Genomic DNA, 24,625 nt, shown 5'->3' on the forward strand with positions numbered 1-24,625 from the left:
TAATATTTAATTAAATTTGTTTTCATGAAAAAGTAACAAATAGTAAATAAATCATACATATTGTATAAATTGTTATCATAATGAAAAAACTAACGCTTTCTTTGTTTTTATTAGCAGGAATATGTTCACAAAATACAGTGAATGCCCAGGCTAAAGTAACTAAAACAGTAGTAAACAACACCGATAAAGGCCTGGACATTAGCCTTATGGATACTTCTGTACGTCCACAGGATGATTTTTATAACTATGTAAGTGGAACTTGGATGAAAACTGCCAAAATTCCTTCTGATAAGCCGACTTGGGGAAGCTTTAATAAACTGGCTGAGGATACGGATAACAACTCTATGACAATCCTGAACTCTCTTTTAAAAGATAAATTTGTGGAAGGGAGCGAAGGAAAAAAAATTCAGGATCTGTATGCTACCTACATGAATATGCAGAAGAGAAATGCTGACGGAATCAAACCTATTCAGGAAAATCTGAGTAAAATAGATGCCATTAAAAGTATTGCAGATCTTCAGAACTATCTTGCTTCCGTAACAAGGGAAGGAGAAAATAATTTCTACGGATGGGGAGTGTACGCAGACCTGAAAGATTCTAAAATGAACGCTGTTTATTTGGGAGAGGCTTCTCTTGGATTGGGAAGAGATTACTACCAGAAAGTAAATGATAAAAATACAGAAGCTATTGCTGAATATCAGAAATATGTAGCTTCCATGCTAAAAGAGTTAGGATACAAAAATGCTGACGAAGCAGCTAAAGGTATTGTGAATTATGAGAAGAGTATTGCTCAGACTTACCTGACAAATGAACAGAGCCGCGATAATACACTTCAGTATAATCCTCAGACTATGACTGAGCTTTCAGCTTTGGTAAAAGGAGTTGACCTTCCAGCTTATCTTAAGAAAGTAGGAGTAAATACGGATAAGGTAATCATAGGAGAACTTGGATATTATAAAAACTTTGATAAACTGGTGAATGCCCAGAATCTTCCTGTAATAAAAGATTACCTGAAATTTCACATGATCAACGGAAGTGCTTCATACCTGAGTGAGAATTTAGGAAATATGAGATTTGCCTTTTATGGTAAATATCTAAGAGGACAACAGGAGCAGAGAGCTCTTAATAAAAGAGGATATGAGCTGATCAACGGTTCTTTGGGAGAAGCTTTCGGTAAACTTTATGTTGAAAAATATTTCCCGGCAGAAGCTAAGGCTCAGATGGTGGAACTGATTGACTATCTGAAGAAGAGTTTTGCAGTACACATCAATAACCTGGCATGGATGTCCTCCACAACAAAGGAAAAAGCAATGCAGAAATTAAATAAATTTACTGTTAAAGTGGCTTATCCGGATAAATGGAAAGATTACTCAAAATTAGAAATTATTCCTGAAGCGAAAGGAGGTACCCTATATAAAAACCTACAGAATATTGCGGAATGGCAGTATAATAAAGATCTTGCTAAAATCGGTAAACCTGTTGACAAAACAGAATGGGGAATGACTCCGCAAACCGTAAATGCTTACTATAATCCGGTAAATAACGAGATCGTATTCCCTGCTGCAATCCTTCAGCCGCCATTCTTCAACCCTAAGGCTGATGCTGCCGTGAACTTTGGCGGGATCGGTGCGGTAATCGGTCATGAAATGAGTCATGGATTTGATGATTCAGGGGCACAATTCGATGCAGATGGTAATCTGGTAGACTGGTGGACTCCTGAAGATAAAGCAAATTTCGAAAAAGCAACAAAAGCTCTTGCTTCTCAATATGATAAATATGAACCTGTAAAAGGAACTTTTGTAAACGGTACTTTTACAAATGGTGAAAATATTGCAGATTTAGGAGGGGTAAATATTGCCTATGATGCTCTTCAGATGTATTTAAAAGATAAAGGAAATCCAGGTAAAATCAGCGGATTTACCCAGGATCAGAGATTTTTCTTAAGCTGGGCAACCGTTTGGAGAACTTTATCAAGTGAAAAGTACATGATTAATCAGGTGAAGACAGATCCGCATTCTCCTGGTTATTTCAGAAGTTTTGGTCCACTGATTAACGTTGATGCATTCTATAAAGCATTTGATGTGAAAAAAGGAGACAAACTATATAAAGCTCCGGAAGACAGAATTAAAATCTGGTAAAATATAAAGGAGGCTGTTTAAAAAGACAGCCTCTTTTTTTTATTATTTTTTTTCAAACAATAAAATTTGCAAATTTTTTTAATGATAGTCTTGGGTTTTATGTATATAATTTCCATCATTTACGAATTATCATTCATTACTTATTATAAAGTTTGTATATTTGATACGCTTGTGTAAAATCAAAAATTATCTTAATGAAAAAGCTAAATATTGGAGTACTTGCTCTGGCGGGTATTGTATTTCTAAATTCATGTGGTACAGCAAAAACTGCAGGTACAGACAGTAAAACTGAAGTTAAAACCGCTGCTGCCGATCCGGTGAAAGAAGAAATGAAAGAAGAGGGAATTAATTTATCCTATATGGATACCAATGTACGTCCGCAGGATGATTTTTTTAGCTATGTAAATGGAAATTGGGTTAAAAACACACAAATTCCATCAGATAAAGCCAATTGGGGATCTTTCAACGCTTTAAGAGAAAATGTAGATGATGCCTCGTTGGATATATTAAACAAGATCTTATCAGAAAAATATTCTGAAGGTTCAGAAGGACAGAAAATTCAGAATCTTTATGCTTCTTTTATGGATACCAATAAAAGAAATGCGGATGGTTTAACACCTATCCAGGGTGATCTGGCAAAGATTGATGCCATTAAAAATCTTAATGATCTTCAGAAATATCTTCTGGAAGCTACAAGATTAGGTGATAATTCCTTTTACGGATGGAGAGTAAGCGCAGATATGAAGAATTCTAAAATGAATGCTGTATATCTTGGTGGTCCTGATCTGGGTCTTGGAAGAGATTACTACCAGAAAGTAAATGATGCCAATACAAAAACTTTAGCCGAATACCAGACATATGTCGGAAAGCTGTTTGGTGTTTTAGGATATAAAAATTCAGTTCAGGCTGGGCAGAATGTTGTTGATTTTGAGAAACAGCTTGCCAATTACCTCCTGACCCTTGAGCAAAACAGAGATGCTAATCTGAGATACAACCCTAAAAACGTATCTGAATTATCAGGATTGGTTAAAAATATTGATCTTGCCAAATACTTAAAGGATGCGGGAGTAAATACAGACAGAGTAATCATCGGGGAACTGAAATATTATCAGAACATGGATCAGTTCCTGACACAGAAAAATCTTCCTTTACTTAAAGACTATTTAAAATATCATTTAATTAATGGTAACGCCAGCAATTTAGATGAGAAGCTGGAACAGATCAGATTTGATTTTTATTCCAAATATTTGCAGGGACAAAAAGAGCAGCGTCCAATGAATAAAAGAGGATTGACTCTGGTGAATGGAGTGTTAGGAGAAGCCTTTGGTAAACTGTATGTTGAAAAATATTTTACTCCTGAAGCAAAACAGCAAATGGAGACTTATATTGATTATCTGTTAAAATCCTTTAAAAACCATATTGATAATATAGACTGGATGTCTCCTGAAACAAAAGTAAAAGCACAGGAAAAGCTGTCTAAATTTACAGTGAAAATTGCATATCCTGATAAATGGAAAGATTATAGTAAATTAAAGGTAGATGCTCCTGCTCAGGGTGCTACCTTATATTCGAACCTGCAGAATGTTTCAGCGTGGCAATACCAGAGAAGTTTAGATAAAGTGGGTAAACCTGTGGATAAAACAGAATGGGGAATGACTCCACAGACTGTAAATGCATATTACAGCGGATCAAATAATGAGATTGTATTCCCTGCAGCTATTCTTCAGCCACCATTCTATAACCCGAAAGCTGATGCAGCTGTGAATTTTGGAGGAATCGGAGCCGTGATCGGGCATGAAATCTCTCACGGATTTGATGACAGCGGATCCCGCTTTGATGGAGACGGAAACCTTAACAACTGGTGGACGGATGCTGACCGTAAGAACTTCGATGCAAAAGTAGGACAGCTTGCTGCACAGTATAATGCCTATGAACCTGTGAAAGGAAGCTTTGTAAACGGTAAATTTACAAGTGGAGAAAATATCGGTGATTTAGGCGGAGTATCCGTTGCATATGATGCACTTCAGATGTATTTAAAAGACAAAGGAAACCCTGGTAAAATCAGTGGATTTACCCAGGATCAGCGTTTCTTCATGAGCTGGGCAACTGTCTGGAGAACAAAAGCTACAGATCAGTATATGATCAATCAGGTAAAAACAGACCCGCATTCTCCGGGAGTGTACAGAGCATTTGGTCCGTTGGTGAACCAGGATGCATTTATAAAAGCATTCGATATCAAACCTGGTGATAAAATGTATAAAGCCCCTCAGGACAGGATAAAAATCTGGTAGGAATTACCAAAAATTGTTAGAAAATAAAAACGCATCAAAATTGATGCGTTTTTATTTTATTTTTTCATAGCTTAGTGATATCGTAAAGTAATGATTTTATGTTATATAATTAGTTGTAAATTTAAATAAGTCAAGAAAAATCTTGACAAAATTTTGTATGTTACAGTTTTTTTTTAAATTTAAACATTGGATTGGTAATTTATTTGATTCATCCGTAAATTACTCTAAGACAGATCCTAATCAAAATAGAAAATCTCAAAATAATAATAATATGGCAATGTTTAATTATGGTGTTGGCGGAAACGAGGTAAAAGTAGACGCTAATGAAGCTATCCAGGAAATACAGGAAAATAAATCACTGATAGTTAGCCAGCTTACAACAGAAGAATCTTATACTCCCGAAATTGTTACGGGTTTAAAAACAGTAGAAGATGTCTTCAAACACTTTCAACCTTCTGTATCTGTGCAACATGAAACAGAAGACGGAGGTGTTGTGGAAGAAGAATTCCGTTTTCAGAACCTTGCGGATTTTACTCCTAAAAGCCTTACTCAGAAATCAGATTACCTTCAACAGCTGAGTATGGAACAGGAGCAGTACAACAAAATAGTACGACAGCTGAAAACAAACAAAATTCTACGAAATATGCTGGAAAATGATCAGACAAGAGCAGCATTTATAGAAGTATTGAAAGAAGTGGCACAAGAACTTGAAAAATAATTAAAGACTTACATTAAATCATGGATAGCAAATTACAGGCGCAGGAAAGCCAGCAGCAGGGACAGCAGCAACACGCAGGGCAGCCGAAAGGTAACCCGCTTGCAGAGCTCAATAAGATGGGAGGTTTTGGCTTTGTTGAATCCGTCGTGGACGGGATCGCCAATATGAACCCTACGAGAAAGGCAAGGAAAGAAATTTTCCTTAACGACAGCAATAAAGCAGAAGAAAGAAAAGAGCTTTTACAGAAGATCAATCTTTGGGTAAGTCTTTTGGAAGGCAATGAATCTGCAGATAAAATGGCTGAAACATGTAAAAATAAAGCACAGCAGGCTGATCAGAACCTTAAGAAAAACCTTAAGAATACACTTGATGCAGTTCGTTTGCTGGAAACGAATTACAGAACAGTTGCTCAGTTCTATAAAAATACAGAATTAGATAAAGTAGACAACGTAAGCATTGTTAATGCAAGCCTTGAACAGGTTTCAGATCTGGATAATCCTTTATTTATTGATGCAATTTCTGAAGAGTTCAAGAATTACTATGACCGTTTAGATCTTAGAGATAATTACTCAATTCTTGCAATACCAGGATATCTTGGTTCAAATAAAGTGATTGAGAAATGGGCAAAGATCTGTAATGAGAATAAAGTAATGATGGTTACGGATTTTGCAAACCTTGATAAACCGGATGATGTAGTTGATTTATTCCATTCTGCAAACCTTACAGGAGGAGAGCTTCACAGAAGTAATGTAATCATGACCTGTAACTGGCTGGTAGGACGTGGTAAAGCTGAAGAAGTAGGAGAAGAGGAGAACGTGGAACTTCCGCCTTCCACTTCATTAGCCGGAAAAATCCATAAAACTCTGATGTCTCAGGTAGCAGCAGGTAAAAAGCACGGTAATATCAACGAAGTAGATGCTGTAAAGTTTGAACTGAAAAAAAGCGAAATTTCTCAGCTTGAAAAAATGGGTCTTGTACCAATGGTTAATGAATACGGTAAAATTATGGCTTTCTCTGCCAAAACATTATTTACCGGAGACAATATCGGTCTTCAGACGTATTCCGTAGTTCGTGTATTTGACTATGTAACCAAAGTTCTGCTTGACTTCCTGAACAGAAGAGCCTTTGAAAACTGGAATGCTAAGAATGAAGATGATCTGAGAAGACAGATCGTTACCTTCCTGGATAATATCAAGGGACCAGACAAACTGATCGAAAAATTCAAAATTGTCAGATTCGAACAGGACAGAGTAAATAAAGACAGAGTATGGCTTGATATCCGTATGACTCCGTATTTCCCTACAAAAAGCTTTGTTATTAAACTTGACGGGCATAAGGGGGATGATGGAAATGAATGGGATGCAGAATATACTCAGGAATAAGAAAATTATTTTTAAATCATAAAAACCGATGCAATTTTTTACATCGGTTTTTTTCTACCAGCACTTATGAACATTAATATGAATAAAAAGCTTATCATTTACGTGCCTTTTTTGTTGCTCATGCTTATGGTAAGTTGTGAAAAGAAATATCAAAGTCCTGCTCATTATAAAAATGACCTGTTTGCCAATGAAAATGAAGAAGGAAAAGCCTATATTATGAATGAAGAAGAATGCTTTGATGGCAGTGAAATGGTTATTGCCAGTTCAGAGGTAAAATTGGTCGATAGTTCAAAAGGACGGGGAAGACCATTCTATATTTATAAAATCAGATCAGGTAAGGTACTGAAAACCATAAGGGACTCTGTGACGGAATATCCGATGCAATTTCTGTCAGCACAGAGGTTAAAACTTAAAAATGACTCTATATATGTATATCTGAAGAGCCTTCAGGGATATCGCTTTATAGCAAAAGACCGGAATCTCAGATATCAGTGGCTGAAAGCTGCTCCTGTATATTCTGTAAAAAAACAATAAATAGCCTATCTTTGCATACTCAAATAAACCATATGAAGACACGGTTTATTTAATAGTAAAACAAATTAAGGTTTTTGGAAAAAAATAGAACAGCTACGGAATTTCTTCATATAGGAAACAGGCTTTTAGACTGGTATAAAAATAACGCAAGAGACCTTCCTTTCAGGCAGACAAAAGATCCATATAAGATCTGGATCTGTGAAATTGTATTTCAGCAGACCAGGATAAACCAGGGATTAAATCATTACAATAACTTCATTAAAAGGTTTCCGGATATAAAAACTTTAGCGGAAGCCGGAGAAAATGAGGTTTTACTCTATTGGAAAGGTCTGGGTTATTACTCAAGGGCAATTAATATCCACAAGGCAGCGAAGCAGATCATGAATGATCATCAGGGTGTATTTCCATCTCTGTATGAAGATATTTTAAAATTAAAAGGAGTTGGAAAATATACTGCAGCAGCAGTTTCAAGCATTTGTTTCGGAGGAAGCCTGCCTGCAGTTGACGGGAATTTTTACCGTGTCTTAAGCCGTTTTTTTGCTGATGATTTTGATGTTTCCAATTCAAGGGCTTTTACCTACTTTTCTGAGTTGGCAACTCTGGTTATGCCGGAGAATGTTGGTGATTTCAATCAGGCAATGATGGATCTGGGTTCAGAAATCTGTAAGCCTAAAAATCCACTTTGTGAGGAATGTCCTATCAGTGGAGAATGTCTGGCATTTTCATTACAAAAAACATCTGATTATCCTGTAAAGACAAAAAAAACAAAAGCAGAAAACCTTTCTCTGATTTACTATTTTATTCACAGAGAAGGACAATTCCTGATACATCAGAGACCGGATGATTTTATCTGGAAAAAACTATTTGAGTTTCCTTCTTCTCTTCCGTCAGAAATGGAAAGATTTGTTACTGGTTCTAAAATAATCAACCATAAACTGACTCACAAAAACTTAACCATTGAAATAGTTAATGTTGAGGTCAGTTCCGAGAAAGTATGGAATGATTTTATAATTGAAAATCAGTACCTCATCACAGATGTTGAAGGCTCCCATGAAAAATCCTTCCCGAAACCTCTGGAAAATTACATTCAAAACTCTCTGAAAGACTGAAATTTGTCTCCTTAAATCTGAAATCTAATTTGTACTTTTGCAAAATGATTAAAAAAGTCATTTTTATTTTTGTATCACTGCTGTTAATTTCATGTGGAAAAGACCCTGTCCCGAAACCTTACGGAGAACTGCGTCTGGAATATCCGGCTCCCAGATATCAGAAATTTGAAAACAATTGTGCCTATACTTTTGAATATTCAGATTTTGCTTCTGTGACTGATGCCAAAAGGCCCTGCTGGTATTATCTGAATTATCCAAAGATGAAAGCAAAGCTTTTTATTACCTATTATCCGATACAGAATGATTTTGCAGAACATATTAAGGAAGCTGAGAAAATGGTGTATGAACATACCATCAAAGCCAGTGCTATTGATACAAAATCTTTTGAGTATCCGGAAAAGAAGGTGTACGGAAACTTCTATGAACTAAAAGGACAAACTGCTTCCAATCTTCAATTTTACATTACAGACAGTACAAAACATTTTGTGACTGCTTACCTATATTTTAATACGAGACCTAAACCGGACTCTCTGGCTCCCGCAGTAAACTATATCAAAAATGATATGAAGCATCTGCTGGATTCTTTTGAATGGAAAAAATAATTACTTTTAATATACATTGAAAAATATATGAAACTTTTAGTTGTAGGAAGTGTTGCATTTGATGCAATCGAAACACCATTTGGTAAAACGGACAAAATTTTAGGCGGTGCTGCCACTTATATTGGAATCACTTCATCTATTTTAGGCGTTAAATCTGGTATTGTTTCTGTTGTAGGAGGAGATTTTCCACAGGAGCATCTTGATATGTTCACAAGCAGAGAAGTAAATATCGAAGGGATTGAAATCGTAAAAGAAGGAAAAACTTTCTTCTGGGCCGGAAGGTATCATAATGATCTGAACACCAGAGATACATTAGCTACCGAAGTGAATGTACTGGAGAATTTTGATCCTAAGATTCCGGATTCAATGCAGGATGCTGAAATTTTATTACTCGGAAACCTACACCCCGGAGTTCAGCTTTCAGTACTTGAAAAAATGAACAACCGTCCTAAGCTTGTCATCCTTGATACTATGAATTTCTGGATGGATACGGCCTGGGATATACTTATGGATATGATTGCTAAAACAGATGTGATTACAATTAATGATGAAGAGGCTAGACAGCTTTCAGGAGAATATTCGCTGGTAAAAGCTGCTAAGAAGATTCATACCATGGGACCTGAATATGTAATTATTAAGAAAGGAGAACATGGCGCTCTGCTTTTCCATGATAATAAGGTATTTGCTATTCCGGCACTTCCTTTGGAAGATGTTTTTGATCCGACAGGTGCAGGAGATACTTTTGCAGGAGGTTTTGCAGCTTATCTTGCCAAGAAAGGAAAAATTGATTTCGAAACCATGAAATCTGCACTTATCGTAGGGTCTGCAATGGCTTCATTTACAGTAGAAAAATTTGGAACAGAAAGAATTCAGGAGGTAAAAGAATCCGATATGTTTAGCCGATTGAGACAATTCAAAGAATTAACGACATTTGATATTGAAGTGCAGTAAATAAGTCTTTTTAAGAAATATTTATAATAAAAAATTGAGTGAAATTCGTTAAGAATTCTAAATTTGCAACTTGTTTAAAATAGTAAAATGACACATAAACTAAAAATCACTTTTCTTCTTGGGGTTTTCATGATGATTTTTTCTTCAAATATGATGAAAGCTCAGTTAAAACAAGGAGATTTAGTGGATGGTATTGCTGCTGTTATCGGTGATGAGATTGTTTTGGAATCCGATGTGATCGAACAGATGAATTATGGAAAGCAGCAGGGAGCTACAGACACTGATAAATGTGAGTTCCTGGAAAACCTGATCAGTAATAAACTGCTTGTTTACGAAGCAAAAAAGGATACACTAATTGAAAACCGTTCTGCAGCGATCAAGGAACAGGCCAATGCAAAATACCGTCAGTTGCTTTCTCAATTTCCCGATGAAAAGGCGATGCTTGCAGCTTATAAGTTCAGAAATGCCTACGAAATGAAAAATGCTATCGAAAAGATAGATACAGACCAGTATTATGGACAGGCAAAATACCAGAGAGTGACTGAAAAAGCTGATGTAACTCCGAATGAGGTAACAGATTTTTATAATCTGTATAAACTGCAGTTACCACAGGTAAAAGATGAAATAACTTTAGCCCAGATCATGATATACCCCAGTTTGACAGAAGCTCATAAACAGGATCTGATCAACAGATTAAAAAAGATTAAACAGGATATCCTGGCAGGAGAAAGTTTCGAGAGTCAGGCCAGAATTTACTCTGAAGATGAAGGATCTGCAGCAAACGGAGGACTTTATAAAAATATCAATAAAGGACAAATGGTAAAGCCATTTGAAGCAGCAGCCTTAAACCTTCAGGAGAATGAAATTTCTGATCCCGTTGAATCTGAATTCGGATATCATATCATTCAATTACTGAAAAAATCAGGTAAGGTATATGATGCAAGACATATCTTGCTGAAAGCTACTCCTACCGATGATGAAATCAAAACTGCAAAAGCAAAGCTGGACAGTATAAGAGGATTGATAATGGAGGGTAAAATGACATTTAAAGATGCAGCCTTTAAATTTTCGGATGATAAAAGAACCAAATTTAATGCTGGTGTAATTACAGGAGCAGACGGTTCAGACAAAATTGAAAGGGAAAGTATTCCGGGTACAATTACCTACGAATTAGCAGGTTTAAATAAGGGAGATATCACTACTGCTTTTGAAGATGAAGAAAATAGAAGAAAGGCAATTAAGATTATTAAATTGGAAGATGTGATTCCTGCTCACCAGATTACCTTGGAAACAGATTTCAACAGAATCAAACAAATGGCACTCAATAAAAAGAAGAACGAAATGGTTGAAAAATTTGTAAGTTCTAAACTGCCAAATATCTTTATTTCTATTAATGGACGTTATGATAGTTGTAATTTCAAATCCAACTGGAAAAAAAATACAGCTAAAAAATAAAAAAAAGCCTTCAGGATTTCTGAAGGCTTTTTTTGCCATTTTAAGTTCCATGAATTCATATTGAAAATATGGATTTAGATTTCATGTAAACCCTTTGTTTTTAGTATTTTTACGCATGAGCAATTTTATAGATTTTAATTCAGCAAAAAAAATACATCAGATGCAAACCAGTCAAAATAGGGTTACAGAACTTTTTAATATAAAATATCCGATTATACAGGCCGGTATGATCTGGCATTCCGGGTGGAGACTGGCATCTGCAGTTTCCAATTGTGGAGGATTAGGCTTAATTGGAGCAGGTAGTATGTACCCTGATATCTTACGGGAGAATATTCAAAAATGTAAACAGGCAACTGATAAGCCATTCGGCGTAAATGTTCCCATGCTGTATCCTAATCTGGAAGAAATTATCCAGATTATTCTGGAAGAAGGTGTGAAAATTGTTTTTACCTCAGCAGGAAATCCTAAAACGTATACAGAAACACTTCAGAAAGAAGGTCTGAAAGTTACCCATGTGGTTTCTTCTACCAAATTTGCAGTAAAATGCGAAGATGCCGGAGTAGATGCTGTAGTAGCGGAAGGCTTTGAGGCAGGAGGGCATAACGGAAGAGATGAAACTACAACATTTTGCCTGATTCCTAATGTCAAAAAGCATATATCCAAACCATTGATTGCTGCCGGAGGAATAGCTTTGGGTTCGCAGATTAAAGCCGCAATGATTCTTGGAGCAGATGGAGTACAGATAGGCTCTCGTTTTGCAGCTACTCATGAAGCAAGTGCCCATGAAAACTGGAAAAAGAAAATCACAGAATTACAGGAAGGAGATACACATCTTACCTTAAAAGAGCTAGCACCGGTAAGAATGGTAAAAAATAAATTTTTTGGAGAACTTGAAGATATTTATCAGAACGGCAGAAATAAAGAAGCATTAATTGCATCATTGGGAAGAGCGAGGGCTAAAAGAGGAATGTTTGAAGGTGATATGGAAGAAGGTGAACTTGAAATCGGACAGGTTTCAGCTCTGATAGATGAAGTTTTACCTGTAGAAACGGTTTTCAGTCATCTTTTAAAGGAATTTGAAGAAACAAAAATGCCTGTTTTTTAAAATAACATGATTGGGAATAATGGAGGAAAGAATAATCGATGTAAAAGGTAAAAAACTATATATAAAATATGATTTTTCATTCGGGGAGAGGCCAACGCTCATATTTTTACATGATTCTCTGGGATGTGCGCAGCTTTGGAGAGACTTTCCCGAAAGATTATCCGAAGCTACAAAATGTAATGTACTGATATATGATCGTTTGGGGTACGGAAAATCCTATCCGATGCCTACTTATGAGAGACCGGTGAATTATATGGAGCTTGAAGCAGATTTGTTAAGCAGTCTGTTGACAGAGCTTAATATTGATAAGGCAATTCTGTTCGGACATAGTGATGGAGGAACAATTGCCTTAATTACTGCTTCCAAGTACAGGGAAAAAGTACAGGCAGTCATTTGTGAAGCCGGGCATATTTTTGTGGAAGAAGTAACCTTAAAAGGAATCTATGATGCCCTGGAAACCTATAAAACCACAAACCTTGCTGAACGTTTACAGAAATATCATGGTGATAAAGTAAAAACACTTTTCAAAGCATGGACTGAGACATGGACCCGCGAAGATTACAGAACTTGGAATATTGAGTATCTTTTGAAAGATATCATTTGTCCGTTACTCTTTATTCAGGGAGATGCTGATGAATATGGAAGTTTAGAACAGGTTAACAGAACAATTAATCAGGTGGGTGGTACATCAGAAAAATATATCATTCCCGGGGCCGGACATACACCGCATAAGGAAATGCCGGACATGATAATAGAAAAATCTGCCGCGTTTATTGAGGAGATCTCCTGATGTAGGTGATGTATCCGTTATAATATCAAAAAGACTGTTTAGAAATAAGCAGTCTTTTTGATATATGTACACCTATTTGTATGAAACTAAGAGTATATATACGAAATTACACAAAATATACAAATAAAAAGGAGTGCTTTCAATCAAAAATTTTGTATGTACTTTACCGGATTTTATTTAAATATTAGAACTTTAGAAATGTAAATTTTTAATTTTATTTTTTTATCGAAATATAGATTTTATTGCTATCATATAATTAATTGCAAATCATGCAGGATTATATAATTTTTGCCTTTTTTTATTTTTAAGAACCTTCTTTTATTTAACATAATTTTTTTTGTATCCCGTAATTGCAAAAAACATACAATAAAATACACGTAACAGTGATATATATGTTGCTATTTTTGTCTTGTCAGTAATGGAGATAATTAAAAATGAGATGTTATGAAAATGATTTCAGGGAATATATTGAAAATTGGAGAGGGAAGAATAATGATATGTTTAATATGAAGCAGATAAGATTCTTATTATCTGTATCAGCAGTTGTATTTCTTAAAATACAACTGTTTCCTGTCCACTAAAAAAGAAGGTCAATACCTGTTGAAATAGAAAAATATTTAAATCAAGTATCAATAGGATAAAGATTTATGCTACATGCAGGAGGCAAAACCATTGAATAATGAAAGAAATAAGTTTTTTTATATGTTTTTAAAGATTTTGGACAATGGATTGTTCCATCATGTTCATGCTTTAAAAGAATGAGGTTTGATTAGGGAGAGATGCATTTTTGCATCTCTTTTTATTGCTTTTAAAGCAATTGGATTTCGGCTGCAATATTTTCTCTTGCCTGTGCTTCGTAAGAGTTTTTAAAATAATCGGTTTTAAAAATGTTTTCAAACTCAAGAAAGTGTTGAAGAGCCTTTTTTCGTCCCGGTTTATAAAGAAAATCCGGATAAATGGAATATTCTTTTCTGATCTGTTGGGTATATTTCAGGTAAGTTTCAGGATCTTTTCCAAGAATAGAGAGATCGGCATCCAACAAATAATTGGTATCCTGATCTTTGGAATTTTGATGTGATTTTGTTGCCACAATCTGAGCAGTGACAATCTGTATTTTATCTTCACTTATGCCGGCTTTTTTTAATCTTTTTTCAGCAATAACAGCACTGTTTTCCTCATTGAATTTAGAAGTTGCATTATAGATGATATCGTGATAAAATACCGAAAAAGAAACCGTTGTAAAATCTGAAATTTTATCAGATACGGTGTCAAGCTCCTGAAACATATTTTCAAGATGGGAGAGATTATGATAATACCTGTTTTTCTCAGAATATTTTTTCTCAATCTCCTTCCATAAATTAAAAGTTAAGGTCTGATCATCATATACAGACATACATAACTGTTCAAACCGATCTTTGAGAATCATCACAAATGAAAATAAAAAAGGAACTTTTAAAAAGTTCCCTGATTTGCTTCAAGAACAGCTTTAAGCTCAGCCCAGCCTCCGCCGTTATAGCCGTCTTTTAGACCCTGTCCGTTAAGATATTCTAATGCTTTTCCACTTCTGTTTCCACTTCTGCAGAATAAGATTACTGGTTTTTCGATAGATAAGATCTCCTCTTTTCTGTCTTCTACTTCACCTAGCGGAATATTTTTCGCACCATCTATATTTCCGTCCATTTCAAGCTCCATAGGTTCACGAACGTCAATCAGTTCATAGTTACCGGATTGTATTACTTCTATTAAAGACATAATTGTTATTTTTAAATTAAATAGAGAACGAAAATACGTAATTTTTTTCTGAAAAATCCTAATAAATAAGATTTAGGAAAGATAGAATACCGTGATTTTTTTTGGAATATACTGAAAGTCGGAAGATTGATAAAAATAGTCTTAATTTTGCAAAGTGAAAATTATGAGCACAGGAGCTGAAAAATATACCCAACTGATAAAGTCCAAGGCAAAAAGTTTTGGGTTTCAAAGTTGTGGAATTTCTAAAGCTGATTTTCTTGAAGAAGACGCCCTGCACCTTGAAAAATGGCTTAAAAATAATTTCCATGGAGAGATGAAATATATGGAAAACCATTTTGATAAAAGGCTTGATCCCAGATTACTGGTAGAGGGCTCAAAATCCGTTATTTCACTTTCCTATAATTACTTTCCAAAAGAAAAGATTTCAGTATTAGAGAATTATAAAATTTCAAAATATGCTTATGCAGAAGACTATCACGAAGTAATTAAAGAAATACTGCGCGAAATGGTAGCTGAACTGCAGGACGAGATTGGGGAATTTGGATTCAGGGTTTTTGTTGATTCTGCGCCGGTATTGGAAAGAAGCTGGGCAAGAAAGTCAGGAATAGGATGGGTTGGGAAAAATGCTAACCTTATCACCAGACAGAACGGGTCATTTTATTTCCTTGCAGAGATTATTTGTGATCTTGAGCTGGTTCCTGATCATGAGACGACTGATCATTGCGGAACCTGCAGAAAATGTATTGATGCCTGTCCTACAGATGCCATTGTTTCTGAAAAGATTATAGACGGAAGCCGTTGCATTTCTTATGCTACAATAGAGCTGAAAAGTGAGATTCCCGATTATTTTAAAGATAAGATGGAAGACTGGATGTTTGGCTGTGATATCTGTCAGGATGTTTGTCCATGGAACCGTTTCTCAGCTCCTAATAAACAGAGCCGTTTCCAGCCTAACGAAGCTTTAAAAAACTTCAAAAAAGGAGAATGGAAAGAACTTACCCAAGAAATTTTCTCAGAGATTTTCAGGAAATCGCCTGTGAAAAGAACCAAATTTACAGGCTTAAAGAGAAATATTGAATTTCTGGAGAAATCATCAGGGCAGATTTAGCCTGAGCTTTTCGGTGATAAATCCTTATCTGGAATTATGGGGAGTTCCAAATTGAAGCTGATAATAGATTATTCCTTAAGAACTACTATTTAAGGAGACAGAGATTTAACAAATAAATTTCCTGAAAAGGCCTTCCCTAAAAAGAAAAGTTGACTTTCATGAGATCAGATCTCATCGAAAATCAACGTCTTTTTTGTATTCTTTTTGGAGCCGTTTTTACTCTTATTTTAAATCTTTTTTGAGACTTGGTATTTTTACGCATATTTCTAAATATTTCGTAATTAAATATAGCTAATTTTTCAATTAAAACAAATACTTTTACGAAAAATTACATATTAAATTTTATTAAAAAACATGACTGTGAAAGTAGTATTATTATATACCTTCAAAATATTGGGCGTTATTTTAGGTATTGTGATCCTGTATATAATTCTGGGATTATTAGTCCCGTTTATTTCTGTTTCAGCGAAAGATGACGGCCAAAAGAAGGAATTTCCTATTTATATTTATACCAACGGAGTTCACACAGATATTGTAATGCCTGTGAGAAATGCCCTACAGGACTGGAGCCTGAAAATTCCATTTAATGATACCAGATCAAAAAGGACTGATTATAATTATATAGGAATAGGATGGGGAGATAAAGGCTTTTATCTTGATACTCCAACATGGGCGGACCTGAAATTTTCAACAGCGGTTAAAGCAGCGTTCTGGCTTAGTGATTCTGCAATGCATTGTACTTATTATACCACAATGAAAGAAGGTGATGACTGTAAAATGATCCTGATCAGCAGAAGCCAGTACAAAGATCTTGTGAAATTTGTGGAGAATAAATTTGACAGGGACCTGAAGGGTAATTTTATTCTGATTCCAACTGATGCTGTTTATGGTGATAATGATGCATTTTATGATGCAAAGGGAACCTATAGCTTTCTCTATACCTGTAATACCTGGACCAATGATGCTTTAAAAGCGGCGGGACAGAAAGCTGCACTCTGGACCCCTTCCGATTTTGGGATTTTTCAACATTATAAGTAGTTATGCAGAATATCTTTTTGCTATTTACCCTGATCCTGGTCCTTTCCTGTGGTAAACAAAACAAAGAAAATAGCAGAGTCATCGGAATTGCTGCTGATGCAATAGAAAAACGCCCGCAGGCCGATTACACAAAAACAAAGGCTAAGGCGAAAGAAGCCTTAAACTTTTGTGAAGCAAAAAAATTTAATACCGATTTCTGTATCCTTATAGATATGAGTCTTCATTCAGGAATTAAACGGTTTTTTGTATGGGATTTTAATAAGAATTCCATTTCAGAAAAATTTCTGGTAGGTCATGGATGTGGTGAGAACTCATGGAGTAAAGATGGTTCTAAAGATCAGCCTCGGTTCAGTAATGAAGATGGAAGCCATCTTTCATCGTTGGGGAAATATAAACTAGAGGGAAGAGGATACAGTGAGTGGGGGATTAATGTAAAATATCTGATGCACGGCCTGGAAGAAACAAACAGCAATGCTTTAAAAAGATATATTGTTTTTCATTCCTGGAATCTAATGGATGATGAGGAAATATTTCCCAAAGGTTCACCGGAAGGTTGGGGCTGTCCTACAGTTTCTGATAATGCGATGAGAAAGATTGATCCTTTGATTCAGAGCTCAGAGAAACCTGTTCTGATGTGGATTTATAATTAAAATAAGAATTATGAAACATACACTTTTCCGTGAGCAGCAGCTAAGTTGTGATCTTGGAACGGCCTGGAAATTCTTTTCCTCCGCAAATAACCTCTCCGAAATCACTCCTGATGATATGGGGTTTATTGTTTTAACAGAAATGAAAGATGATAAGATCTATGAAGGAATGCTTATTGACTATTATATCTCTCCATTGCTTGGAATCAAGATGAAATGGCAGACAGAGATTATCCATGTGGATTTTCAAAAAAGTTTTATTGATCTTCAGAAAAAAGGACCATATAAATTATGGAAACATCATCATGAATTTATACCCAATGAAGAAGGGGTACTGATGAAAGATACTGTAGAATATGAACTTCCTTTCGGTGTTCTTGGAGAAATGGCTCATGATCTCTTTGTCAGAAAGAAACTGGATTATATTTTTGATTATCGTTTCAGGGTATTGAGCAGGTTATTTTGATCATGTTGAAGGGGCTCATAAGTGATTATATGTGTGCTGATCCTTTCATTGTGGTCCTCTTGAACAGCTATCATTTAATTTTCTTTTTCATCATATCAATTTTCTGTGTTCCTATCCACAGCCTACAACCATTTAGCTTATTCTGATCATAAAATACCGGAAAATGCAATGAATATGTATATAGTTTAAGTTTTTTTAACATTCTGCAACACTTCAGCTCAGTAAAAATCCTTATTTTTGCACCACTATCGTTTTTTCTAAAAACAAAGTATTCTAAGTGGGCATGGCAGGTCTGAGGTCATTTATCATATTTTACATAATGCTGGTTTTTACCCTTTTCAATTCGAATTGGGCTGAAAAATCACTGCGTAATATTCCGCAGGTACCTCATATAGGCAATATCCATCTGCTCGACGTTTATGAAGAGGCAGATATGAATACGCATGCATTACCTGCTGCCTCTAAAATTGTCAAACATTCAGTCCGTAAAGATGACTATACGGCAGGAGACTTTTCAGGAGTTTTAAGGACTATTCCTAAAATTATACTTCCTGATATTGCTGTTTCTATTATTTGCGGGGTAAAGTCTTTCCTGCATCTCCTCCAATTGTTTTAGCTGTAAGTTGTTGAAAATCAATTTTATTTATCGATATTTTATAACTTAAACATTTAATAATGTATTCTAAAAACGTAATAATTTGCATTTTTGCAACATTATTCGCTGTGTCATGCAGTAAAGACAAGAAAAAAAACACACAAAAAGAAAAAGAAGTCCCTGTACTTGAAATTAAAGAAAAAGATACCTTAGTCAGTAATCAGTTTGTAACTGATATCCAGGCTAAGAAAAATGTAGAAATACGTTCCAGAATCGGAGGGATTATACAACATATTTATGTCAACGAAGGGCAGTTTGTGAATCAGGGTCAGCCATTATTTAAAATTAATGATGCTGAGCTACAGATGGAACTTTTGAAGGCTAATGCTGCTATAAAGCAGACTGAAGCTGATGTGCGTATTGCTGAAGTGGAGCTGAAACAGATTCAGAGCCTGTTTGCCAAAAAGTTTGTTGCTGCTAATGAGCTGGAAATGGTAAAAGCTAAACTATCATCAGCTAAAGCCAGGCATGCTTTTGCAGATGCTGAAAGGAAAGCTGTTTTACAGAAAATAAGCTTTACAAAGATCACAGCGCCGTTTGACGGGGTGATCGATGTAATCCCTCATAAGGACGGAAGCCTGGTGGAGAATGGTACATTACTGACTACCTTATCCCAGCTGAATGAAGTCTATGCTTATTTTTCAATCCCTGAAAACCTATATTTCGAACTTTTGGCCAATGATAAGATAGGAAGCCATCAGAAAATTGAACTGACGCTTCCGAATGGTGTAAACTATCAGTTTAACGGAGCCTTAAAAACGGCAGAAGGAGAAATTGACAGGACTACAGGTTCTATCAGGTATAAAGTGCTATTTCCCAATCCTGACCGTTTGATCAAGCATGGTACTTCCGGGAAACTGAACATTTCCGAATACCAGGCCAATGCTATCCTGATTCCACAAAAATCAACATTCTCCATCCAGGATAAAACGTATGTTTTTGTGGTAGATAAACAGAATAAAGTGAAAATGACCAATATTAAGATCGGAACTACATTAAGAGATTCTTATATGGTGGAAAGCGGCCTTAAAAAGGGAGATTTGATTATTTATGAAGGTACACAGTCTTTAAAAGACGGTGATGTGATCAAGATTAAAAAGAAATATTAACCTTTCATAATTTTAAATCAACTGACAATGGTAGAAATGTTTATAAGACGAAAGGTTCTTTCGTTGGTTATTTCCATATTATTTGTACTGCTGGGAATTATGGCATTGCTGAAAATGCCGATTACACAATTCCCGGATATTGTACCTCCTTCCGTTACCGTTACGGCAAAATATACGGGAGCAAATGCTGAGGTTTCGGCCAATGCTGTTGCCCTTCCGCTGGAACGTGCGATTAACGGGGTTCCTGGTATGACTTATATGTCAACCGTAACCTCCAATGACGGGCTTACCCTCATTCAGGTATTTTTTGAAGTAGGAACAGATCCGGATGTTGCGGCAGTAAACGTACAGAACAGGGTAACCACAATTCTTGATGAGCTTCCTGAAGAAGTAATCAGGGCGGGAGTAACCACAGAAAAAGAGGTCAACAGTATGCTGATGTATCTCAATATTACAAGTACTGACCCAAGCCAGGACGAACAGTTTATCTATAACTTTACAGATATTAACGTTCTTCAGGAGCTGAAGCGTATTGATGGGGTGGGACGTGCAGAAATCATGGGGCAAAAAGAATACTCAATGAGGATATGGCTGGATCCGCAGAAAATGGCAGCATACAATATCTCAGCAGATGAAGTCATTACATCATTACAGAAGCAGAATATTTCGGCAGCCCCAGGGAAAGTAGGAGAAACTTCCGGAAAAACTTCCAGTCAGCTTCAGTATGTGATCAAATATAAAGGAAAGTTTTTTGAGCCTAAGCAATATGAAGAAGTTCCTATCCGGTCCGATGTGGACGGAACTATTCTAAAGCTTAAAGATATTGCCAAAGTAGAATTTGGGGCTATGAACTATGGAATGGTTTCCAAAACAGACGGGAGACCATCTGCTTCCATTATGATGAAGCAGCGTCCTGGATCTAATGCATCGGAAGTGATTGAGAGTGTAAAAACGAAAATGGAAGAGCTGAAAGGGACTTCTTTTCCTCCCGGAATGGAATATAATATGGCGTATGACGTTTCAAGGTTTCTGGATGCTTCTATCAGTGCAGTACTTACAACACTTATTGAAGCGTTCATCCTGGTAGGAATTGTAGTATTTATATTCCTTCAGGACTGGCGGTCGACCCTGATCCCCGTATTGGCTGTTCCGGTAGCATTGGTGGGAACTTTTGCATTTATGAATATGCTTGATTTCTCAGTCAACCTGCTGACTCTGTTTGCCCTGGTCCTTGCAATCGGAATTGTGGTGGATAATGCCATTGTGGTCGTTGAAGCCGTCCATGTTAAGATGGAAGAAGGCATGGGGGCTATGGAGGCAACTATCAGTGCAACAAAGGAAATTGCAGGCGCGGTAGTAGCTATAACGATTGTAATGTCTGCTGTTTTTATACCTGTTGCATTTCTGGATGGCCCTGTTGGGGTATTTTACCGCCAGTTCTCATTGACTCTGGCGATCAGTATTGTGATTTCGGGGGTAAATGCACTGACTCTTACTCCGGCACTTTGTGCTATTATTTTAAAACCTCATGATCATCATAAAAAGAAAACAATAATTGACCGCTTTTTCCAGAGCTTTAATACTGGTTTTGATCGATTGACCAATGGATATGTGGGTATTTTATCAAAATTTGCCACAAGAACTACAGTTACTTTCGGTTTATTGTTTTTGTTTATCGGGCTTACGTTTGTAACCAGCAAGTTTCTTCCGACAGGATTTATTCCGATGGAAGACCAGGGAATGGTCTATGTAAGTGTTACAACCCCTCAGGGAGCAACAGTAGAAAGAACTGAAAAAGTGCTGGATGACGTTACTGCCATTGCAAAAAAAATAGAAGGAGTGGAAAACGTAACAACACTGGCCGGATATAGCATTGTAACAGAAATTGCAGGTTCATCTTATGGAATGGCAATGATCAACCTTAAAGACTGGAAAGAGAGGAATATTTCGGTAAATGATCTGATTTCAGAGCTTTCCGAAAAAACAAAAAGTATTGCAGATGCAGATATCGAAATTTTTGCGCCTCCAACAGTACCGGGATTTGGTAATACCAGCGGTTTTGAGTTACGTCTGCTGGACAGAACCGGAGGGACGATTGAAAATACAGATAAAATTACCAAAGACTTTGTTAAGAAGCTGAATGAAGCTCCCGAACTGCAAAACAGTTTTACGAGCTTTGACGCCACTTTCCCGCAGTATATGATTAATATGGATTATGACATGGCTGCGAAGAAAGGGGTCTCTGTTGATAATGCAATGTCAACCTTGCAGACCATGCTGGGTTCATATTACGCAACTAATTTTATCCGTTTCAGCCAGATGTATAAAGTAATGGTTCAGGCAAGCCCGGAACATAGGGATACACCCGAAAGTATTTTAAATCTTTACCTTAAGAACGATAAAGGTGAAATGGTTCCGTTCTCAACATTTATTACCATCGAGAAAGTATATGGCCCTGAAGTATTGACAAGATATAATATGTATATGTCTGCAATGATCAATGGTGAGCCTGCGGACGGGTACAGTTCGGGAGATGCTATAGCAGCCGTGGAAAGGGTGGCAAAAGAGACACTGCCAAGAGGATTCGATATAGAATGGTCAGGAATGACAAGGGAAGAAATCCTGTCCGGAAATCAGACAGTTTATATCTTCCTGATCTGTCTGTTATTTGTATATCTTCTTTTAGCTGCGCAATACGAAAGCTTCCTTCTTCCGATGCCGGTATTGCTGAGCTTGCCAACAGGAATTTTCGGTTCTTATATAGCTTTGGTACTGGCTGGTCTGGATAATAATATTTATGCACAGGTAGCTTTGGTTATGCTGATCGGGCTTCTTGCTAAAAATGCAATTCTGATCGTAGAATTTGCAGTGGCAAGAAACAAGCAGGGCTTTGATATTATTCCTGCAGCTATTGAAGGGGCAAGACAGCGTTTAAGACCTATTCTGATGACCTCCTTTGCGTTTGTAGCCGGGCTTATTCCTTTGTGTATTGCTTCCGGAGCCGGAGCTGTAGGAAACCGCTCCATTGGTACGGCAGCCGCAGGAGGAATGCTGATCGGAACGGTATTCGGATTGGTGATTATTCCGGGCTTGTATATATTCTTTGCAAAACTTGAAAATAAGAAGAAAGATGAAAAGATTAAATCATAGAAATATATTTTACGGAATCACTGCACTGAGTCTGGTATCCTGTGCTGCTCCGAAAGTTGCAGAACTGAAAAAAGCACAGACATTGCCTGCAGAAGTGATCAAAATGGAAAAAAATGCAGATCCGGATGAATTCCAGCAGATTAATCTGAAGGCTTATTTTACGGACCCTCATTTATTGGAACTTTTTGATAAAGTGGTTCAGGCTAATCCTGATTTTCAGATAGCCCAGCAGAGGGTTGAAATTGCAAACAGTTTTCTTCAGCGGTCGAAAATGGATCTTTTACCTTCTCTTGAAGTAGGAGTTGAAGTTTCTGGTAACCGTTATGGAAAATATACGATGGAAGGAGTAGGAAATTATGATACCAATCTTTCACCAAATATTACGGACGAGCAGAAGATCAACCGGAACTTTACTCCTAATTACTGGTTGGGAGCACGCAGCAGCTGGGAAATTGATGCCTGGGGAAAACTTAAAAACAGGAAAATTGCTGCCCAGAAGAAATACCTGGCCTCAGCAGAAGGCTTGAGGCTGTTACAGGTAGAGCTTTTTACAGATATTGCAAACCTGTATTATCAGTTGGTGGCACTGGATAATCGCCTGGAAATTTATCAGAAAAACTATAATCTTCAGCAAAGGGCGTTTGAAATTGTCCTGGCGCAACGTGAAGTCGGAAAAGCCACTGAGCTTGCAGTACAGCAGTTTAAAGCACAGAACAATAACTGGCTTGCGGAAATAGAACATATAAAAGTTGAAATTGTAACGGTGGAGCAGGCAATTACTACATTAACGGGCAGCTATGGTGGAGGTGTAAAACGTGGTAAAACGCTGATGCCTACAAATATGGAGGTCCTGAATAAAACAATTAATGTAGAAAATGTTATTCATTCCAGACCTGATGTGGCAGCAAATTATTACGTGTTGGAAGCCTCTCAGGCTGATGCCAAAGCGGCAAGGGCTGCCTTTTATCCTAAAATTGATCTGGGGGCAGGCTTTGGACTGAATTCTTTTTCAGTGGAAACCTTTTTCAAGCCCGGTTCACTGGCAGGCCAGCTTCTGGGAGGGCTAATGGTTCCGGTATTTAATAAAGGGCAGCTAAAACATGAATTTAAAGTGGCCAGTACGGAACAGGAAATTGCTTTTCTGAATTATCAGAAAAGTATTACGACGGCATTTAATGAGCTGCAGTCTATTTTAAAACAGACAAAGATTTATGAACGTGTTTTGAAATTGAAATCAGAAGAAGTTGAGTTCCTGGATCGTGGTGTAGAAGTATCCAATGATCTTTACCTGACAGGATATGCAAATTACTTTGAACTGATTAATTCACAGAAAAGTAAGTTGACGGCAGAGCTTGATTTATTACAGTTCAGGCATCAGAATACCAGAAATAATGTCTTATTGTTTAAGGCATTAGGCGGAAAGCTGGATTGATTCTGAATTCGGAACAAATCAGTAATCACCGGTTTAATAACCTTTTTATTTTTTACGATGTACAAAAAAGAGGCTGTCTCAAAAGGACAGCCTCTTTTATGGGCGTATTTTTTTGTAACTCATATTTTTCAATGAATTTTTTTTTTTTAGATTATATTTTTGAGTTATTATGGTAGAATAAAGCAAAGGAAGG

21 protein-coding genes are annotated in these 24,625 nt (G+C 36.5%); 19 read left to right on the forward strand and 2 right to left on the reverse strand.

Going from position 1 to position 24,625, the window contains the following annotated elements:
• The first annotated feature begins 80 nt into the window (after positions 1-80).
• From DRF59_RS19085 to DRF59_RS19135, 11 genes are all read left to right on the forward strand, one after another.
• Positions 81-2,138, forward strand: coding sequence for a M13 family metallopeptidase (locus DRF59_RS19085; RefSeq protein WP_115963924.1), 2,058 nt, complete (start codon positions 81-83; stop codon positions 2,136-2,138).
• Between the two features lie 194 nt (positions 2,139-2,332).
• Complete coding sequence (locus DRF59_RS19090; RefSeq protein WP_115963926.1) at positions 2,333-4,429, forward strand: M13 family metallopeptidase; 2,097 nt, start codon at positions 2,333-2,335, stop codon at positions 4,427-4,429.
• 271 nt (positions 4,430-4,700) lie between these two features.
• Positions 4,701-5,147, forward strand: coding sequence for a type VI secretion system contractile sheath small subunit (locus DRF59_RS19095; protein WP_167456708.1), 447 nt, complete (start codon positions 4,701-4,703; stop codon positions 5,145-5,147).
• Between the two features lie 20 nt (positions 5,148-5,167).
• Entirely contained in the window at positions 5,168-6,529 is a 1,362-nt protein-coding gene (locus tag DRF59_RS19100) for a DUF5458 family protein (RefSeq protein ID WP_115963930.1), read from the forward strand.
• A 78-nt stretch (positions 6,530-6,607) separates the two neighbouring features.
• Positions 6,608-7,063: a hypothetical protein gene (locus DRF59_RS19105; protein WP_241505637.1), complete on the forward strand. Its 456-nt coding sequence runs from the start codon at positions 6,608-6,610 to the stop codon at positions 7,061-7,063.
• A gap of 74 nt (positions 7,064-7,137) precedes the next feature.
• Complete coding sequence (locus tag DRF59_RS19110; RefSeq protein ID WP_115963934.1) at positions 7,138-8,172, forward strand: A/G-specific adenine glycosylase; 1,035 nt, start codon at positions 7,138-7,140, stop codon at positions 8,170-8,172.
• Between the two features lie 44 nt (positions 8,173-8,216).
• Positions 8,217-8,774, forward strand: a complete 558-nt coding sequence (gene gldD, locus DRF59_RS19115) for a gliding motility lipoprotein GldD (RefSeq protein WP_115963936.1) — start codon at positions 8,217-8,219, stop codon at positions 8,772-8,774.
• 27 nt (positions 8,775-8,801) lie between these two features.
• Positions 8,802-9,725 (forward strand): PfkB family carbohydrate kinase, encoded by a 924-nt coding sequence (locus DRF59_RS19120; protein WP_115963938.1) that lies wholly within the window; start codon positions 8,802-8,804, stop codon positions 9,723-9,725.
• Between the two features lie 87 nt (positions 9,726-9,812).
• Entirely contained in the window at positions 9,813-11,180 is a 1,368-nt protein-coding gene (locus tag DRF59_RS19125; protein ID WP_115963940.1) for a peptidylprolyl isomerase, read from the forward strand.
• Between the two features lie 160 nt (positions 11,181-11,340).
• Entirely contained in the window at positions 11,341-12,285 is a 945-nt protein-coding gene (locus DRF59_RS19130; protein ID WP_115963968.1) for an NAD(P)H-dependent flavin oxidoreductase, read from the forward strand.
• 19 nt (positions 12,286-12,304) lie between these two features.
• Positions 12,305-13,075 carry an alpha/beta fold hydrolase gene (locus DRF59_RS19135; protein ID WP_115963942.1) on the forward strand — a complete coding sequence of 257 codons (771 nt, stop codon included), beginning with the start codon at positions 12,305-12,307 and terminating at the stop codon, positions 13,073-13,075.
• Between the two features lie 808 nt (positions 13,076-13,883).
• Here the strand turns inward: DRF59_RS19135 and DRF59_RS19140 are convergent.
• Together DRF59_RS19140 and DRF59_RS19145 are read right to left on the reverse strand one after the other, a co-directional pair.
• A complete protein-coding gene (locus DRF59_RS19140) occupies positions 13,884-14,468 on the reverse strand; it encodes an HD domain-containing protein (protein WP_241505638.1) in 585 nt (194 codons plus the stop codon).
• 59 nt (positions 14,469-14,527) lie between these two features.
• The gene (locus tag DRF59_RS19145) at positions 14,528-14,827 is read right to left on the reverse strand and encodes a rhodanese-like domain-containing protein (RefSeq protein WP_115963946.1); all 300 of its coding nucleotides are present in this window, start codon (positions 14,825-14,827) and stop codon (positions 14,528-14,530) included.
• A gap of 163 nt (positions 14,828-14,990) precedes the next feature.
• Here DRF59_RS19145 and queG point away from each other — a divergent pair, with 163 nt between their 5' ends.
• The 8 genes from queG (at position 14,991) to DRF59_RS19185 (ending at position 24,432) form a co-directional block, all read left to right on the forward strand.
• Positions 14,991-15,935, forward strand: a complete 945-nt coding sequence (gene queG / locus DRF59_RS19150; protein WP_115963948.1) for a tRNA epoxyqueuosine(34) reductase QueG — start codon at positions 14,991-14,993, stop codon at positions 15,933-15,935.
• A gap of 354 nt (positions 15,936-16,289) precedes the next feature.
• On the forward strand, positions 16,290-16,973 hold the full coding sequence (locus tag DRF59_RS19155) for a TIGR02117 family protein (protein WP_115963950.1): 684 nt from the start codon (positions 16,290-16,292) through the stop codon (positions 16,971-16,973).
• 2 nt (positions 16,974-16,975) lie between these two features.
• On the forward strand, positions 16,976-17,623 hold the full coding sequence (locus DRF59_RS19160; RefSeq protein WP_115963952.1) for a murein L,D-transpeptidase catalytic domain-containing protein: 648 nt from the start codon (positions 16,976-16,978) through the stop codon (positions 17,621-17,623).
• A gap of 10 nt (positions 17,624-17,633) precedes the next feature.
• Positions 17,634-18,086 carry an SRPBCC family protein gene (locus tag DRF59_RS19165; protein WP_115963954.1) on the forward strand — a complete coding sequence of 151 codons (453 nt, stop codon included), beginning with the start codon at positions 17,634-17,636 and terminating at the stop codon, positions 18,084-18,086.
• A gap of 319 nt (positions 18,087-18,405) precedes the next feature.
• Positions 18,406-18,702 (forward strand): hypothetical protein, encoded by a 297-nt coding sequence (locus DRF59_RS19170; RefSeq protein WP_115963956.1) that lies wholly within the window; start codon positions 18,406-18,408, stop codon positions 18,700-18,702.
• A 59-nt stretch (positions 18,703-18,761) separates the two neighbouring features.
• Entirely contained in the window at positions 18,762-19,850 is a 1,089-nt protein-coding gene (locus DRF59_RS19175) for an efflux RND transporter periplasmic adaptor subunit (RefSeq protein WP_115963958.1), read from the forward strand.
• Positions 19,851-19,877: 27 nt separating this feature from the next.
• Positions 19,878-23,000, forward strand: coding sequence for an efflux RND transporter permease subunit (locus DRF59_RS19180; protein ID WP_115963960.1), 3,123 nt, complete (start codon positions 19,878-19,880; stop codon positions 22,998-23,000).
• Entirely contained in the window at positions 22,981-24,432 is a 1,452-nt protein-coding gene (locus tag DRF59_RS19185; RefSeq protein ID WP_115963962.1) for a TolC family protein, read from the forward strand. The genes DRF59_RS19180 and DRF59_RS19185 overlap by 20 nt, the downstream gene beginning before the upstream one ends.
• Positions 24,433-24,625 lie beyond the last annotated feature (193 nt).

It is taken from the genome of Chryseobacterium flavum, from assembly GCF_003385595.1.
In the GTDB taxonomy this organism is placed as follows: Bacteria; Bacteroidota; Bacteroidia; order Flavobacteriales; family Weeksellaceae; genus Chryseobacterium; species Chryseobacterium flavum.